This is a genomic window from Burkholderia sp. 22PA0099, from assembly GCF_047497165.1.
Classification (GTDB): domain Bacteria; phylum Pseudomonadota; class Gammaproteobacteria; order Burkholderiales; family Burkholderiaceae; genus Burkholderia.
This window is the reverse complement of record NZ_CP163165.1, coordinates 4,022,930-4,039,434: the sequence shown is the minus strand read 5'-3', so window position 1 is coordinate 4,039,434 and position 16,505 is coordinate 4,022,930. Positions and strand designations below refer to the sequence as shown.

9 protein-coding genes, 2 tRNA genes and 3 rRNA genes are annotated in these 16,505 nt (G+C 60.9%); 13 read left to right on the top strand and 1 reads right to left on the bottom strand.

Going from position 1 to position 16,505, the window contains the following annotated elements; translation table 11 throughout:
- The first annotated feature begins 87 nt into the window (after positions 1-87).
- From AB4851_RS33320 to AB4851_RS33295, 6 genes are all read left to right on the top strand, one after another.
- Positions 88-1,618 (top strand): 16S ribosomal RNA (locus AB4851_RS33320).
- Positions 1,619-1,682: 64 nt separating this feature from the next.
- Positions 1,683-1,759, top strand: a tRNA-Ile gene (locus AB4851_RS33315).
- Between the two features lie 36 nt (positions 1,760-1,795).
- A tRNA-Ala gene (locus tag AB4851_RS33310) sits at positions 1,796-1,871 on the top strand.
- A 307-nt stretch (positions 1,872-2,178) separates the two neighbouring features.
- Positions 2,179-5,058, top strand: a 23S ribosomal RNA gene (locus tag AB4851_RS33305).
- 193 nt (positions 5,059-5,251) lie between these two features.
- A 5S ribosomal RNA gene (rrf, locus tag AB4851_RS33300) occupies positions 5,252-5,365 on the top strand.
- The 16S, 23S and 5S rRNA genes sit together here with 2 tRNA genes alongside, the layout of an rRNA operon.
- A 343-nt stretch (positions 5,366-5,708) precedes the next feature.
- Positions 5,709-7,385, top strand: coding sequence for a long-chain fatty acid--CoA ligase (locus tag AB4851_RS33295; RefSeq protein WP_414450418.1), 1,677 nt, complete (start codon positions 5,709-5,711; stop codon positions 7,383-7,385).
- A 145-nt stretch (positions 7,386-7,530) separates the two neighbouring features.
- On the opposite strand, the gene AB4851_RS33290 is transcribed toward AB4851_RS33295, so the two are convergent.
- Positions 7,531-8,709: a porin gene (locus AB4851_RS33290; protein WP_414450417.1), complete on the bottom strand. Its 1,179-nt coding sequence runs from the start codon at positions 8,707-8,709 to the stop codon at positions 7,531-7,533.
- Positions 8,710-8,988: 279 nt separating this feature from the next.
- On the opposite strand from AB4851_RS33290, the gene coq7 reads away from it, so the two are divergent.
- The 7 genes from coq7 (at position 8,989) to AB4851_RS33255 (ending at position 16,504) form a co-directional block, all read left to right on the top strand.
- Positions 8,989-9,615: a 2-polyprenyl-3-methyl-6-methoxy-1,4-benzoquinone monooxygenase gene (coq7, locus tag AB4851_RS33285; protein WP_414452003.1), complete on the top strand. Its 627-nt coding sequence runs from the start codon at positions 8,989-8,991 to the stop codon at positions 9,613-9,615.
- A gap of 375 nt (positions 9,616-9,990) precedes the next feature.
- Positions 9,991-10,419, top strand: coding sequence for a division/cell wall cluster transcriptional repressor MraZ (gene mraZ, locus AB4851_RS33280; RefSeq protein WP_206129819.1), 429 nt, complete (start codon positions 9,991-9,993; stop codon positions 10,417-10,419).
- A gap of 23 nt (positions 10,420-10,442) precedes the next feature.
- Positions 10,443-11,384, top strand: a complete 942-nt coding sequence (gene rsmH / locus AB4851_RS33275; RefSeq protein ID WP_414450416.1) for a 16S rRNA (cytosine(1402)-N(4))-methyltransferase RsmH — start codon at positions 10,443-10,445, stop codon at positions 11,382-11,384.
- Positions 11,381-11,716, top strand: a complete 336-nt coding sequence (gene ftsL, locus AB4851_RS33270) for a cell division protein FtsL (protein WP_414450415.1) — start codon at positions 11,381-11,383, stop codon at positions 11,714-11,716. The genes rsmH and ftsL overlap by 4 nt, the downstream gene beginning before the upstream one ends.
- Positions 11,713-13,560 (top strand): peptidoglycan D,D-transpeptidase FtsI family protein, encoded by a 1,848-nt coding sequence (locus AB4851_RS33265; RefSeq protein WP_414450414.1) that lies wholly within the window; start codon positions 11,713-11,715, stop codon positions 13,558-13,560. The genes ftsL and AB4851_RS33265 overlap by 4 nt, the downstream gene beginning before the upstream one ends.
- Positions 13,557-15,101 (top strand): UDP-N-acetylmuramoyl-L-alanyl-D-glutamate--2,6-diaminopimelate ligase, encoded by a 1,545-nt coding sequence (locus tag AB4851_RS33260; RefSeq protein WP_414450413.1) that lies wholly within the window; start codon positions 13,557-13,559, stop codon positions 15,099-15,101. The genes AB4851_RS33265 and AB4851_RS33260 overlap by 4 nt, the downstream gene beginning before the upstream one ends.
- Entirely contained in the window at positions 15,098-16,504 is a 1,407-nt protein-coding gene (locus AB4851_RS33255) for a UDP-N-acetylmuramoyl-tripeptide--D-alanyl-D-alanine ligase (RefSeq protein ID WP_414450412.1), read from the top strand. Before AB4851_RS33260 ends, AB4851_RS33255 begins: the two co-directional genes overlap by 4 nt.
- Position 16,505 lies beyond the last annotated feature (1 nt).

The window sequence follows — 16,505 nt, the reverse complement described above, 5'->3', positions numbered from 1 at the left end:
TAAGTCAGGTTTATGAAGTAATTCGTAATCCTGTCAGCTTTGAGTGAGCGACCGGTTCGAAAGAACCGAAAAACAGTAACAGGTATTGAACTGAAGAGTTTGATCCTGGCTCAGATTGAACGCTGGCGGCATGCCTTACACATGCAAGTCGAACGGCAGCACGGACTTCGGTCTGGTGGCGAGTGGCGAACGGGTGAGTAATACATCGGAACATGTCCTGTAGTGGGGGATAGCCCGGCGAAAGCCGGATTAATACCGCATACGATCTACGGATGAAAGCGGGGGACCTTCGGGCCTCGCGCTATAGGGTTGGCCGATGGCTGATTAGCTAGTTGGTAGGGTAAAAGCCTACCAAGGCGACGATCAGTAGCTGGTCTGAGAGGACGACCAGCCACACTGGGACTGAGACACGGCCCAGACTCCTACGGGAGGCAGCAGTGGGGAATTTTGGACAATGGGCGAAAGCCTGATCCAGCAATGCCGCGTGTGTGAAGAAGGCCTTCGGGTTGTAAAGCACTTTTGTCCGGAAAGAAATCCTTGGTTCTAATAAAGCCGAGGGATGACGGTACCGGAAGAATAAGCACCGGCTAACTACGTGCCAGCAGCCGCGGTAATACGTAGGGTGCAAGCGTTAATCGGAATTACTGGGCGTAAAGCGTGCGCAGGCGGTTTGTTAAGACCGATGTGAAATCCCCGGGCTCAACCTGGGAACTGCATTGGTGACTGGCAAGCTAGAGTATGGCAGAGGGGGGTAGAATTCCACGTGTAGCAGTGAAATGCGTAGAGATGTGGAGGAATACCGATGGCGAAGGCAGCCCCCTGGGCCAATACTGACGCTCATGCACGAAAGCGTGGGGAGCAAACAGGATTAGATACCCTGGTAGTCCACGCCCTAAACGATGTCAACTAGTTGTTGGGGATTCATTTCCTTAGTAACGAAGCTAACGCGTGAAGTTGACCGCCTGGGGAGTACGGTCGCAAGATTAAAACTCAAAGGAATTGACGGGGACCCGCACAAGCGGTGGATGATGTGGATTAATTCGATGCAACGCGAAAAACCTTACCTACCCTTGACATGGTCGGAATCCTGGAGAGATCCGGGAGTGCTCGAAAGAGAACCGATACACAGGTGCTGCATGGCTGTCGTCAGCTCGTGTCGTGAGATGTTGGGTTAAGTCCCGCAACGAGCGCAACCCTTGTCCTTAGTTGCTACGCAAGAGCACTCTAAGGAGACTGCCGGTGACAAACCGGAGGAAGGTGGGGATGACGTCAAGTCCTCATGGCCCTTATGGGTAGGGCTTCACACGTCATACAATGGTCGGAACAGAGGGTCGCCAACCCGCGAGGGGGAGCTAATCCCAGAAAACCGATCGTAGTCCGGATCGCACTCTGCAACTCGAGTGCGTGAAGCTGGAATCGCTAGTAATCGCGGATCAGCATGCCGCGGTGAATACGTTCCCGGGTCTTGTACACACCGCCCGTCACACCATGGGAGTGGGTTTTACCAGAAGTGGCTAGTCTAACCGCAAGGAGGACGGTCACCACGGTAGGATTCATGACTGGGGTGAAGTCGTAACAAGGTAGCCGTATCGGAAGGTGCGGCTGGATCACCTCCTTTCTCGAGCTAATACCGCGAAAGTTGAGCGTTCACGCTTATCGGCTGTAAATCAAGACAGACTCAGGGGTCTGTAGCTCAGTTGGTTAGAGCACCGTCTTGATAAGGCGGGGGTCGTTGGTTCGAATCCAACCAGACCCACCACTTAGTCTGGACAGTATCCTTGAGAAGTCTCTGTATGGGGGCATAGCTCAGCTGGGAGAGCACCTGCTTTGCAAGCAGGGGGTCGTCGGTTCGATCCCGTCTGCCTCCACCAATCTTCAATGACAAGCGTTCAGGTCAGTGTGACCTGAGGATTTGTCATTGGCGATTGAGCCAGTCAGAGCGATCTGTACACCATGTGTACTTATCGGCTGTCGTTCTTTAACAATCTAGAAGAAGTAGTAATTTGAATAACGGAAGCGTCTATTTGAGATGGGCGTGAAAGTTATTCGGGTTGTGATTGTATCGATGTATCTCAAGAAGATTCGAACTTAAATGTTCGGCTCAATTGGAATACGGCACAAATGCGAGAACTCAACCTGTAGCGACTGTCGAGCGCAAGCGAGACAGACTCGTTATAGGGTCAAGCGAACAAGTGCATGTGGTGGATGCCTTGGCGATCACAGGCGATGAAGGACGCGGTAGCCTGCGAAAAGCTACGGGGAGCTGGCAAACAAGCTTTGATCCGTAGATGTCCGAATGGGGAAACCCACTCCTTTTGGAGTATCCATGACTGAATACATAGGTCATGTGAAGCGAACGCGGTGAACTGAAACATCTAAGTAACCGCAGGAAAAGAAATCAACCGAGATTCCCAAAGTAGTGGCGAGCGAAATGGGAAGAGCCTGTACTCTTTATTTGTATTGTTAGTCGAACGCTCTGGAAAGTGCGGCCATAGCAGGTGATAGCCCTGTAGACGAAAACAGTATGAAAGAACTAGGTGTACGACAAGTAGGGCGGGACACGTGAAATCCTGTCTGAAGATGGGGGGACCATCCTCCAAGGCTAAATACTCGTGATCGACCGATAGTGAACCAGTACCGTGAGGGAAAGGCGAAAAGAACCCCGGGAGGGGAGTGAAATAGATCCTGAAACCGCATGCATACAAACAGTCGGAGCCTCGTAAGGGGTGACGGCGTACCTTTTGTATAATGGGTCAGCGACTTACGTTCAGTAGCAAGCTTAACCGAATAGGGCAGGCGTAGCGAAAGCGAGTCCGAATAGGGCGTTCAGTTGCTGGGCGTAGACCCGAAACCAAGTGATCTATCCATGGCCAGGATGAAGGTGCGGTAACACGTACTGGAGGTCCGAACCCACTAACGTTGAAAAGTTAGGGGATGAGCTGTGGATAGGGGTGAAAGGCTAAACAAACTTGGAAATAGCTGGTTCTCTCCGAAAACTATTTAGGTAGTGCCTCGCGTCTCACCTTCGGGGGTAGAGCACTGTCATGGTTGAGGGGTCCATTGCGGATTACCTCGCCATAGCAAACTCCGAATACCGAAGAGTGCAATCGCGGGAGACAGACATCGGGTGCTAACGTCCGGTGTCAAGAGGGAAACAACCCAGACCGCCAGCTAAGGTCCCCAAATATAGCTAAGTGGGAAACGAAGTGGGAAGGCTAAAACAGTCAGGAGGTTGGCTTAGAAGCAGCCATCCTTTAAAGAAAGCGTAATAGCTCACTGATCGAGTCGTCCTGCGCGGAAGATGTAACGGGGCTAAGCTATATACCGAAGCTGCGGATGCACATTTATGTGCATGGTAGGAGAGCGTTCCGTAAGCCTGCGAAGGTGCACTGTAAAGTGTGCTGGAGGTATCGGAAGTGCGAATGCTGACATGAGTAGCGATAAAGGGGGTGAAAGGCCCCCTCGCCGTAAGCCCAAGGTTTCCTACGCAACGTTCATCGGCGTAGGGTGAGTCGGCCCCTAAGGCGAGGCAGAAATGCGTAGCTGATGGGAAGCAGGTCAATATTCCTGCACCATTGTTAAATGCGATGGGGGGACGGATCGCGGAAGGTTGTCCGGGTGTTGGAAGTCCCGGTCGCTGCATTGGAGAAGGCGCTTAGGCAAATCCGGGCGCAGAATTCAAGGGTGTGGCGCGAGCTTCTTAGGAAGCGAAGCAATTGGAAGTGGTTCCAAGAAAAGCCTCTAAGCTTCAGTTTAACAGTGACCGTACCGCAAACCGACACAGGTGGGCGAGATGAGTATTCTAAGGCGCTTGAGAGAACTCGGGAGAAGGAACTCGGCAAATTGGTACCGTAACTTCGGGATAAGGTACGCCCTTGTAGCTTGACTGGCCTGCGCCAGGAGGGTGAAAGGGTTGCAATAAACTGGTGGCTGCGACTGTTTAATAAAAACACAGCACTCTGCAAACACGAAAGTGGACGTATAGGGTGTGACGCCTGCCCGGTGCCGGAAGATTAAATGATGGGGTGCAAGCTCTTGATTGAAGTCCCGGTAAACGGCGGCCGTAACTATAACGGTCCTAAGGTAGCGAAATTCCTTGTCGGGTAAGTTCCGACCTGCACGAATGGCGTAACGATGGCCACACTGTCTCCTCCCGAGACTCAGCGAAGTTGAAGTGTTTGTGATGATGCAATCTCCCCGCGGCTAGACGGAAAGACCCCATGAACCTTTACTGTAGCTTTGCATTGGACTTTGAACCGATCTGTGTAGGATAGGTGGGAGGCTATGAAACCGGAACGCTAGTTTCGGTGGAGCCGTCCTTGAAATACCACCCTGGTTTGTTTGAGGTTCTAACCTTGGCCCGTGATCCGGGTCGGGGACAGTGCATGGTAGGCAGTTTGACTGGGGCGGTCTCCTCCCAAAGTGTAACGGAGGAGTACGAAGGTACGCTAGGTACGGTCGGAAATCGTGCTGATAGTGCAATGGCATAAGCGTGCTTAACTGCGAGACCGACAAGTCGAGCAGGTGCGAAAGCAGGTCATAGTGATCCGGTGGTTCTGTATGGAAGGGCCATCGCTCAACGGATAAAAGGTACTCTGGGGATAACAGGCTGATACCGCCCAAGAGTTCATATCGACGGCGGTGTTTGGCACCTCGATGTCGGCTCATCTCATCCTGGGGCTGTAGCCGGTCCCAAGGGTATGGCTGTTCGCCATTTAAAGAGGTACGTGAGCTGGGTTTAAAACGTCGTGAGACAGTTTGGTCCCTATCTGCCGTGGGCGTTGGATATTTGAAGGGGGCTGCTCCTAGTACGAGAGGACCGGAGTGGACGAACCTCTGGTGTACCGGTTGTCACGCCAGTGGCATCGCCGGGTAGCTATGTTCGGAAGAGATAACCGCTGAAAGCATCTAAGCGGGAAACTCGCCTTAAGATGAGATATCCCTGGAGGCTTGACCTCCTTGAAGGGTCGTTCGAGACCAGGACGTTGATAGGTCAGGTGTGTAAGCGCAGTAATGCGTTCAGCTAACTGATACTAATTGCCCGTAAGGCTTGATCCTATAACAAGTCTGCGTCGATGATCGTTTGTGCTTCAGCACTGACGAGCATCCCGTCCTGAACCGCAGGTTCAGGATCTTAAACAGCGCGACAAGTTATACAGCATTGAGTCCTCGTGTGCCGATACACACAACTCATTACTACTTCTTCCAGATTGGATGTGGCGCTCAAGCAGCGACGCATCAACCCCTTTAGCCTGATGACCATAGCGAGTCGGTACCACCCCTTCCCATCCCGAACAGGACCGTGAAACGACTCTACGCCGATGATAGTGCGGATTGCCCGTGTGAAAGTAGGTAATCGTCAGGCTTCCTCCTTCAGAACCCCCGCTGCGAATGCAGTGGGGGTTTTGTCTTTTCGGCCGCGGAACATCGTTCACGCCGCTGCGCTTTAAAATCCCTCAAAATATCTCCTGAATTTCGCCTGAACGGATAAATCGTCCGACGAAATGCTTGCATGCATCGATTGGCGCTGCGATGATCCGACACCAGATCGCGATTCAAACCATCGCGGCCTACACGGAATTGGTCATAAAACCCAGCCGCGCGGCCGAGTTTGAAAGGAGTGTCTAACCCGGTTGTTTCGAGGCAGTCTACCGGCTAGGATGCTTTTTTAGCACGACCATTCGAAAATCAGTAAGGAGACGTCTTGCATGGACAAGATTTGGCTGAAATCGTACCCCGCCGGCGTGCCAGCCGAAATTGATCCATCTCGCTATCCGACCGTCCCCGATCTGCTGGATGACAGCTTCCGCTCGCATCGCGACCGTACTGCCTTTATCTGTATGGGAAAGGCGCTCACCTACGGTGAAATCGACGCGTTGTCGCGCAAGCTCGGCGCGTGGTTCCAATCGCGTGGGCTGACGCGCGGCGCGCGCATCGCGATCATGATGCCGAACGTGCTGCAGTATCCGGTGACGATTGCCGCCGTCCTGCGCGCCGGTTATACCGTCGTCAACGTCAATCCGCTCTATACGCCGCGTGAGTTGCAGCACCAACTGGCCGACAGCGGCGCCGAGGCCATCGTCGTGCTCGAGAACTTCGCCGCGACGCTGCAAGCGGTGATCGCCGAAACGTCGGTCAAGCACGTGGTCGTCGCGGCCATGGGCGACCTGCTCGGCATCAAGGGCCTGCTGGTCAATTACGTGGTGCGCAGCGTCAAGAAGATGGTGCCGGCCTGGCAATTGCCGGCGTTCACGCGCTTCAATGCGGCGCTTGCCGAGGGCGGCCGCCAGACGTTTACGCCGCCGCCGCTCGGACCGAACGACGTCGCGTTCCTGCAATACACGGGTGGCACGACCGGTGTGGCCAAGGGCGCGACGCTGCTGCACCGGAATATCGTCGCGAACGTGCTGCAATCGGAGGCCTGGCACGCGCCGGCCTATACGAAGCTGCCGGCCGGGCAAACGCAATTTTTCACGGTGGCTGCCCTGCCGCTGTATCACGTGTTCGCGCTGACGGTGTGTGGTTTCCTGACCATGCGCACCGGCGGCACCGGCTTGCTGATCCCGAATCCGCGTGACATCGCCGGCATGATCAAGGAACTGAAGCGCTATCCGGTGTCGACGTTCCCGGCTGTCAACACGCTCTACAACGCGATGCTGAATCATCCCGATTTCGACCAGCTCGACCTGTCGCGGTTGGCGGTGGCCAACGGCGGTGGAATGGCGATCCAGGAAAGCGTCGCGAAGCGCTGGTACGACAAGACACACACGCCGATCGTCGAAGGCTACGGGCTGTCGGAAACCTCGCCGGTGGTCAGTTGCAACCCGGTCACGGCCACGGAATACACGGGCACGATCGGCTTGCCGCTGTCGTCGACCGAAATCTCGATTCGCGACGACGATGGCGTCGAAGTGGCGCTTGGCCTGCCCGGCGAGATCTGCATCCGCGGGCCGCAGGTGATGGCCGGTTATTGGAATCGTCCCGACGAGACGGCCAAGGTGATGATGCCCGACGGCTATTTCAAGTCGGGCGACATCGGCGTGATGGACGAGCGTGGCTACGTGAAGATCGTCGACCGCAAGAAGGACATGATCCTGGTGTCCGGCTTCAACGTCTATCCGAACGAAGTCGAGGATGTGGTCTCCTCGCACCCGGGCGTGTTCGAGGTGGCGGCGGTCGGCGTGCCCGACGAGCATTCCGGCGAGGCCGTGAAGTTGTTCGTCGTGAGGAAAGATCCAGCGCTGACCGACGCGGATATCGTTGCCTACTGCAAGGAGCGACTGACGGGCTACAAGCGCCCGCGTTTCATCGAATTCCGCACGGAACTGCCGAAGACCAATGTCGGCAAGATCCTGCGTCGCGAGTTGCGTGACGGTAAGGCCTGATCGAGCGATAGCGAGGCGGTACAGCAACGGGCGCCAGCAATGGCGCCCGTTTTGTTTGAGACGGAACACTGCCGGAGCGGGCGAGAAAAAAGCGCCCTGCGGGGCGCTTTCGAGGGTGAAGCGGCTGTTATTACATGCGTATTCGTCAGAACTTGTGACGGATGCCGACCTGCGCCGACACCTGATTCGGCGTGGCGGAAGCGGTGATGTTGTTGATCGCCGCGACCGCGCGGTTGCCGGTCGAGTCGTAGCCCAGTGCGTGCTGATAAACACCGATTGCGTAAAGATCGGTGCGCTTTGACAGGAAATAGTCGACGCCGAGGTTGACCTGATGATACTGGGCCGCCGATTGCCCGTTGATCTTGGAGCCGCGCGTGTAGTCGTAGGCGACGCCTGCCAGCAGTGCCGGACTCAACTGATACTTGAAGCTCGCTTCGACGTTGTTGAACACCGCGTCGCCGCGCAGGTTCAGCGGGTTCAGGCTGGCGCCCGCCGTCGAGCCGACCGCGTCGAACCGCGTATAGCTGTAGGTCAGGCCCAGTGTGGCCGCGCCGATCGAATAGGCGCCGGCTGCCGCAACGATTTCCAGCGTATTGGCCGACGCGTAGCCCCGGTAGACGGGGCTGGTCATGTTCAGGCCGCTCGTCGTTGCCGCCGTGTTCGAGTTCGGGTTGTTGCCGAAGAACGAGTAGTTCGGATTGCGCGCGTTGACGTAACCCACGCCCAGGGCGAGCGGCCCGTTGTTGTAGCCGGCCCCGGCCGAGAAGATCTGGTTGCGGCCCGGCTGGCCGGCCACGCCGCCCAGGCTGTACAAGCCGCCGAACTGAAAACCGCCGTACACGGGGCTGGTGTACTTGATCGCGTTGTTGACGCGATTGGCGTTGTTCATGTTGTCGAGGTCGCCCGGGTGCGCGCCGATATAGCCGGCCCATTGGCTACCGGTCGCGAGCGCGCCGGTGTAGTCGACCACGGAATCGTACTGGCGACCCAGCGTGACCTTGCCGAATGCATCGCTCGACAGGCCCACGAAGGCTTGCCGGCCGAACTCGCCGCCGCCCTGGCCGAGCGCGCCGCTTGACACGCTGAAGCCGTTCTCGAGCACGAAGATGGCCTTCAATCCGCCGCCGAGATCCTCGACGCCTTTCAGGCCCCAACGGCTGCCCTGCAGCACGCCGCTCGACTGCTGCCACTGGCGTGCGCCATTCGAATTGTTGTTGAACAGGATGCCGGCATCGATGATGCCGTACAGCGTGACGCTGCTCTGCGCGTGGGCCGCGCCAGCAAACCCACCCAGCGCGACGAGCGCCAAAAGCGACTTTTTCATTCGACGATCTCCAAGGATTACTGAATGATTTTTTATCTGGCGGGGCGTTTGGTTTTGAGTAGGTTCGTTGCCCCGCTTCACTTCTGAGTAGCCGCACGTACTGTAGCGCAAGGCATTTTTACGAAAAAGGAAAAGGCCAACGCGACATGGCGCATGTCCTCTTTTGGCAACAATGGTTAAAATCGGGGGTTTACCGCAATGTTCGCGGCAGAATTGGATCAGTTAGCGCAACAAACAACTGACGAAACCCTGCGGCGAGTGGCTGACCGGAGATCCCGAATGCTGTTCGATGAACTAATTAACGAATTCGACCGAGGCCTGCGCGCGATCGCCGGCGTGAGCCGCATGACGCGCCCGGTGCCGCTGCCCGAGGGCGACCTCTTGCCGGAATTGAGCGCGGAAGAGCGCAAGCATGCGGCTGGCTTGATGCGGGTCAATCACGTCGGCGAGGTGTGCGCGCAGGCGCTGTACCAGGCGCAGAAGCTGTCGACGGCGTCGCCGTCGCTGAAGGCGCTGTTCGAAGAATCGGCGCGCGAGGAGGAAGATCATCTGGCGTGGACGATGCACCGTCTCACGTCGCTCGGCTCGCGTCCGAGCCTGCTGAATCCGCTCTGGTTCGGCGGCGCCATGGCGATCGGCCTGGTGGCGGGGCGGCTGGGCGACAAGGCAAGCCTCGGCTTCATGGCCGAGACGGAGCGCCAGGTCGAACGCCATCTCGACAGCCATCTGTCCGAGCTGCCGGCAGCCGATTCGGCCTCGCGTGCCATCGTCGAACAGATGCGTGACGACGAGGCCAAACACGGCCGCACGGCCGCCGATGCCGGCGGTGCCGAGCTGCCGATGCCGGCTCGCTGGCTGATGCAGGCGGCCTCGAAAGTGATGACGAGGACTGCCTACTATCTCTGAGTTTTCGGTGGGACGCGGAGCCTCCCGCGTCTCGCCAACTTCAATGCTCGATCCGGACTTTCCCGCCTCCCTAACCCTCGCCATCACGCCAGCTTGCGCGCGCCTTTTCACGTATCACATCCACACATCACGCTAGTCCGTTCATTTCAAACGAATTTCGGTTTCAGGGCCAGCGTGAAGAGGTGAACGTAAGTCCTTGTTCTAACTAACAAAATTCGTCAAAAAAACGGCAACCGCCCTTGACCGTCCCTGACCCTTCCTCTAAAGTGGGAAACAGTGTGAGGAAGTGTATTTTTGTGTGATTTGGCGGGTCGTTCCGGTTAGATTCTCAGCCAATGGGCGGGTGTCGAGACACCCCGAACAGGAGAGCGGAAAGTGTTCCAGGGGGCGTCGGCGCTGACGCTCGATGCGAAAGGGCGGATGTCGGTCCCTTCTCGCTATCGCGAGGCGCTGCAAGGACAGGCAGAAGGACGGGTGACTGTGACCAAGCATCCGGACGGCTGCCTGTTGCTGTTTCCACGCCCCGAATGGGAAGTTTTCCGCGCCAAGATCGCCGCCCTGCCGATGGACGCGCACTGGTGGCGCCGCATTTTTCTCGGCAACGCGTCGGATGTCGATCTCGACAGCGCGGGCCGGATTCTCGTATCGCCGGAGCTGCGAATGGCAGCCGGGCTGGAAAAGGAAGTCATGTTGTTGGGAATGGGTAGTCACTTCGAGCTGTGGGATTCGCAAACCTACATCGCGAAGGAGCAAGCGGCGATGGCGCAGGGCATGCCCGATGCGCTGAAGAATTTCACCTTCTGATTGCGGTGACGGAGACGCCCGCGATGGGAAATGAATTTCAGCACCGGACGGTGCTGCTCGATGAAGCGGTCGATGCGCTCGTGACGCGGCCCGACGGCCTTTACGTGGATGGCACGTTCGGCCGCGGCGGCCATAGCCGCCTGGTGCTCGACCAACTGGCCGAAGGCGGCCGCCTGATCGCGTTCGACAAGGATCCGCTCGCGATCGAGACGGCGCGTCAGATCGGCGATGCCCGCTTCTCGATCGTGCATGACAGTTTTGCGTCGCTCGGCGACGCGCTTGCCGAACGCGGCGTACCGCGCGTGACGGGCGTGTTGCTGGATCTGGGGGTGTCTTCGCCGCAGATCGACGATCCCGAGCGCGGTTTCAGTTTCCGCGCGAACGGCCCGCTCGATATGCGGATGGATACCACTCGTGGCGAATCGGCAGCCGACTGGCTGGCCCGCGCGCCCTTGCAGGAACTGACGGAGGTGATACGCGATTATGGGGAAGAACGGTTTGCTTTTCAGATTGCAAAGGCGCTTGTTGCTCGCCGGGCGGAATCCGAGCGCCTTGGTCCCCTCGACAGCACGGGCGAGCTTGCCCAAATCGTGGGTCACGCCGTCAAGACACGTGAGAAAGGCAAGGATCCGGCAACCCGCACCTTTCAAGCTATACGGATTCACGTCAATCAAGAGCTTGCGGACCTGCAAGTCGTTCTAGCGTCCGCGTTGTCGTCGTTGGAGCAAGGGGGGCGGCTGGTCGTGATCAGCTTTCATTCGCTCGAGGATCGGATCGTCAAACGCTTCATGCAGACGCACGCGAGCGCGCCTGTGGTCGATCGCCGCCTGCCGATTCGCGCCGCCGATCTCCCGTCTCCGCCGCTCAAGCTGCTCGGCCGCAAGTTCCCGAGCGACGCCGAAGTGGCCGCGAATCCGCGCGCCCGGTCGGCCGTGATGCGCATCGCGGAGCGCATCGCGCCATGAACCGCCTCAACATCTTCCTGCTGATCGTCGTGATGGGCTGTGCCCTGTCGGTCGTCAATTCGACCAATCAGCAGCGTCAGATCTTCTTCCAGTTGCAGCGTGCGCAATCGCAGGAGCACCAGCTCCAGCAGGATTACGCGCAACTGCAATATCAGCAGGGCGCGTTGTCCAAGACCTCGCGCATCGAGCAGCTCGCCAACGATTCGCTGAAGATGCAGACGATCGTCACCGGTCGCACCCAATACCTGACGCTGCCGCCCGATGCCGTGAAGGCCGTCGATACGCCGCTGCCGAGTTCGGCTGCCGCTGGCGACCAGGGGAGGCGGCGATGAAACAACGCCAGTCGAACGTGAAATTCGCGTCCAGCCCGGTCCTGTCGGTGCATCTGCCGATGTGGCGCTCGAAGCTCGTCGTGTTCATGCTGTTCATGGCCTTCGTCGCGCTGGCCGCGCGCGCCTTCTGGATCCAGGGGCCGGGCAATGCGTTCTACCAGAAGCAGGGCGAAAGCCGTTATCAGCGCACGCTCGAACTGCCGGCCACGCGCGGCAAGATCCTCGATCGCAATGGCCTCGTGCTCGCGACGAGCCTGCCCGTGCGCGCGATCTGGGCGATCCCCGAAGCGGTGCCGGACGATCTCGGCGCCGGCAAGCTCGACCAGCTCGGCAAGCTGCTCGACATGAGCGCGCCCGAGCTGCGCCGCAAGCTGTCGGGCGACCGCAGCTTCGTCTACGTGAAGCGGCAGGTGCCGATCGACGTGGCTGACAAGGTCACCGCGCTCGATATCCCGGGCATCTATGCGCGCAACGAATACAAGCGCTTCTACCCGGAAGGCGAGATCACCGCTCACCTGATCGGCTTCACCAATGTCGAGGACGAAGGCCAGGAAGGCGTCGAGCTGGCCGACCAGAAGCTGCTGGCCGGTGTGTCGGGCAGCCGTCACGTGATCAAGGATCGCGTCGGCCATATCGTTGAGGACGTCGACGAGCAACTGCCGCCGCACAACGGCACCGACGTCGATCTGTCGATCGACAGCAAGATCCAGTACGTCACCTACGCGAACCTGAAGGCCGCGGTCGAGAAGTTCCACGCCAAGGCGGGCGCGGCGATGGTGGTCGACGTGCGCACCGGCGAGGTGCTGGCGCTGGTCAACTATCCGACCTACAACCCGAACGACCGTTCGCACCTGACCGGCGAGCAGTTGCGCAACCGCGCGCTGACCGACACGTTCGAGCCGGGCTCGATCATGAAGCCGTTCACGGTATCGCTCGCACTCGATCTGGACCGCGTGTCGCCGAACACGCTGGTCGATACCGGCAACGGCCACTTCGTGCTCGACGGGGCGCCGATCAGCGATGACGCCGGCTTCGGCGTGCTGACGGTGGGCGGCGTGATCCAGAAGTCGAGCAACATCGGCGCGACCAAGATCGCGATGACGATGCGGCCCGAGGAAATGTGGAATATGTATACGAGCATCGGCCTCGGCCAGGCGCCGAAGGTCGGTTTCCCCGGCGCCGTGGCCGGCCGCCTGCGGCCGTGGAAGAGCTGGCGCCGCATCGAGCAGGCCACCATGTCGTACGGCTATGGCCTGTCGGTGTCGCTGTTCCAGCTCGCGCATGCCTACACGGCCATCGCCCACGACGGCGAGCTGATGCCGCTGTCGCTGTTCAAGACCGACGACAAGCAGCCGCCACAAGGCCCGCAGGTGTTTTCGCCCACCACCGCGCGCGAAGTGCGCGAAATGCTCGAAAGCGTCGTAACGAAGGACGGCACGTCGCCCGACGCGGCGGTGCCCGGCTATCGCGTCGGCGGCAAGAGCGGCACGGCGTACAAGCAGGTCGGCCGCGGCTACGACCACAAGAAATATCGCGCATCGTTCGTCGGCATGGCGCCGATGCCGAATCCGCGCATCGTGGTGGCCGTCTCGGTCGACGAGCCCACCGCCGGCAGCCACTTCGGTGGCGCGGTGTCCGGCCCGGTGTTCTCGACGATTGCCGGCGATACGCTGCGCGCGCTGAACGTGCCGCCGAACATGCCCGTCAAGCAACTGGTCGTGAACGACGACACGCCGAAGCCACCTGCCGCGCCGAAGGCTGGCGCCGCGCGGCTCGCGGCCATGCCGGCGCATCACATGGTAGTGGCCAGCAACGCGCATAACCGCCCCGGAGTCGTTCGATGAGCGCCGTACGCAGCGCCCATCCGGCGCACGCTCGAATTGCAGCCGCGCTCGCGTGGCTGCGCGCACATCTGCAGTCCGGCGCGAACCTGCATTCCGATTCGCGCGCGGTGCAGCCGGGCGACGGGTTCCTCGCCTATGCGGTCGACGGCGTCGACAACCGCCAGCACATCGCCGGCGCGTTGTCGCGCGGCGCGGCCGCCGTGCTGGTGCAGCCCGAAGGCTTCGCCGTCGATGCGCTCGACGCGGCTGTCACGCACGCCGTGCCCGAACTCGGCGCGCTGGCCGGCGAGATCGCCAGCGGCTGGTATGGCGATCCGAGCGATGCGATGTTCGCGGTCGGCGTGACGGGCACCAACGGCAAGACCTCCTGCACGCAATGGATCGCGACGGCGCTGAGTGCGCTGCGCACGCCGTGCGCGCTGATCGGCACGCTTGGCAGCGGCATGCCGGGCCGGCTGGTCGCCACCGGCTTTACCACGCCCGATGCGCCGCAACTGCAGCGCAGCCTGGCGCAACTGCGCGACGAGGGAGCCAAGGCCGTGGCGATGGAAGTGTCGTCGCATGCGCTGCAGCAGGGCCGCGTCAACGGCACGGCGTTCGACGTGGCCGTGTTCACGAATCTGACGCAGGATCACCTCGATTACCACGGCAGCTTCGAGGCCTACGAGGCCGCGAAGGCGAAGCTGTTTGCGTGGCGCGGGCTGCGTCACGCCATCGTCAACCGCGACGACGCGGCCGGCGAACGTCTGCTCGAAGCGCTGGCCGGGCGCACGCGGACCGTGGCGTACGGCATTGGCGATCGCGCCGATGCGCCCGACGCTGATCGCGAACTTATCGCGCACGACGTGCGCGCCACGGCCACCGGCACGGCGTTCCGTCTGGCGTCGTCGTGGGGCGATGCCGATGTCGAAGTCGGCACGCTCGGCCTGTTCAACGTCAGCAACCTGCTGGCCGTGCTCGGCACGCTGCTGGTGGCCGACGTGCCGTTCGACGCGGCGCTGGCCGAACTGCGCAAGCTCGAATCGGTGAACGGCCGCATGCAGCGGCTCGGCGGCCGGATCGCGAGCGACGAACCGCTGGTCGTGGTCGATTACGCGCACACGCCCGACGCGCTCGAAAAGACGCTCGAAGCCTTGCGCCCGATCGCGGCGGCACGCGGCGGCGCGCTGGTCTGCATGTTCGGCTGCGGCGGTGATCGCGACACCACCAAGCGTCCGCTGATGGGCGGCATCGCCGAGCGGCTCGCCGATCGCGTCGTGGTCACGAGCGACAACCCGCGCAGCGAAGTGCCGCTCGCCATCATCGAGCAGATCGCCGCCGGCATGCGCACGCCGGATGCCGCGCAACGCATCGAGGATCGCGCCAGCGCGATCCTGCAGGCCGTACGCGGCGCGGCGCGCGAGGATGTCGTGCTGCTCGCCGGCAAGGGCCACGAAGCCACACAGGAAATCATGGGCAAGAAACGCGAATTCTCCGATCAGAACCATGCGCGGCTCGCATTGGCCGCGCGTGCGACGCACACACACGGAGGCAATGAATGACGATGCTGACCCTGCGCGAAGCCGCCGAACTGATTCCGGGTGCGACGATCGCGGGCGACGGGAACATCGCGTTCTCGCGCGTGTCCACTGACAGCCGCACGGCAGGCGAAGGCGATCTGTTCGTCGCGCTGAAGGGCGAGCGCTTCGATGCGCACGATTTTCTCGCCGAGGTCGCCGCACGCGGCGTGAGCGCGGTGCTGGTGTCGCGCAGCGACGCACCGGCCACGCTGGCGCAACTGAAGGTGGCCGACACGCGCGTGGCGCTCGGCGCGCTCGCGCACGGCTGGCGTCGGCGCTTCACGGGGCCGCTGGTTGCCGTGACGGGCAGCAATGGCAAGACCACCGTCAAGGAAATGATCGCGTCGGTGTTCGCGGCGGCAGTGGGCAAGGATGCCCGGCTGTCGACGGCCGGCAACTTCAACAACGACATCGGCTTGCCGTTGACGCTGTTGCGGCTCGCGCCGGCGCACCGGCTCGCCGTGATCGAACTGGGGATGAATCACCCCGGCGAGACGCAGACGCTCGCGAAGATCGCCGCGCCCACGGTCGCGCTGGTCAACAACGCGCAGCGCGAGCATCAGGAATTCATGGCGACGGTCGAGGCCGTCGCGCTCGAACATGCGTCGGTGATCCACGCGCTGACGCCCGACGGCGTCGCGGTGTTTCCGGCCGACGACAAATACGCCGGGATCTGGCGCGTCGCGGCCACCGGCAACCGGGTGGTCGATTTCGCACTCAACGACGGCGCCGGCACGACCGACGCCGCGGTGACGGGCACCATGCAGGGCGGCGTGCTGTCCATCGCGACGCCGGCCGGCGCGCTGGAGGTGCGTTTGCAGGCGCTGGGCGCGCACAACGCACGCAACGCGCTCGCGGCCACCGCGGCTGCGATCGCGGCGAACGTGCCGCTCGACGCGATCCGCGCCGGCCTCGAGGCGTTCGAGCCGGTGAAGGGCCGCTTGCAGGTCAAGCATGCGGCGCTCGCGTCGCTGGCTGGCGCGACCGTGATCGACGACAGCTACAACGCGAATCCCGATTCGATGCGCGCCGCGATCGACGTGCTGGCCCAGCAGGCCGCACCGCGCGTGCTGGTGATCGGCGAGATGGGCGAGGTGGGCGACGAAGGCCCGGCGTTCCATCGCGAGATCGGCGCCTACGCACGCGAGCGCGGCATCGAGGCGCTTTACGCGATCGGCGACGCCACGCGCGACGCCTGCGCCGCGTTCGGCCCCGCCGCACGGCATTTCGGCGAGATCGGCGCGCTGCTCGCGGCGCTCGACGCCGCCGGCCACGGCGCGGCCGCCACGGTGCTGGTGAAGGGCTCGCGTTACATGAAGATGGAGCGCGTGGTCGACGCACTGACGAACCAACCCGCGACGGGCGCGACGCCCGACGCACACTGAG

Excerpts from the sequence above, each read along its gene's own strand:
- AB4851_RS33295 (WP_414450418.1), top strand. The coding sequence starts at position 5,709 with ATGGACAAGATTTGGCTGAAATCGTACCCCGCCGGCGTGCCAGCCGAA.
- AB4851_RS33290 (WP_414450417.1), bottom strand. The coding sequence starts at position 8,709 with ATGAAAAAGTCGCTTTTGGCGCTCGTCGCGCTGGGTGGGTTTGCTGGC.
- coq7 (WP_414452003.1), top strand. The coding sequence starts at position 8,989 with ATGCTGTTCGATGAACTAATTAACGAATTCGACCGAGGCCTGCGCGCG.
- rsmH (WP_414450416.1), top strand. The coding sequence starts at position 10,443 with ATGGGAAATGAATTTCAGCACCGGACGGTGCTGCTCGATGAAGCGGTC.
- ftsL (WP_414450415.1), top strand. The coding sequence starts at position 11,381 with ATGAACCGCCTCAACATCTTCCTGCTGATCGTCGTGATGGGCTGTGCC.
- AB4851_RS33265 (WP_414450414.1), top strand. The coding sequence starts at position 11,713 with ATGAAACAACGCCAGTCGAACGTGAAATTCGCGTCCAGCCCGGTCCTG.
- AB4851_RS33260 (WP_414450413.1), top strand. The coding sequence starts at position 13,557 with ATGAGCGCCGTACGCAGCGCCCATCCGGCGCACGCTCGAATTGCAGCC.
- AB4851_RS33255 (WP_414450412.1), top strand. The coding sequence starts at position 15,098 with ATGACGATGCTGACCCTGCGCGAAGCCGCCGAACTGATTCCGGGTGCG.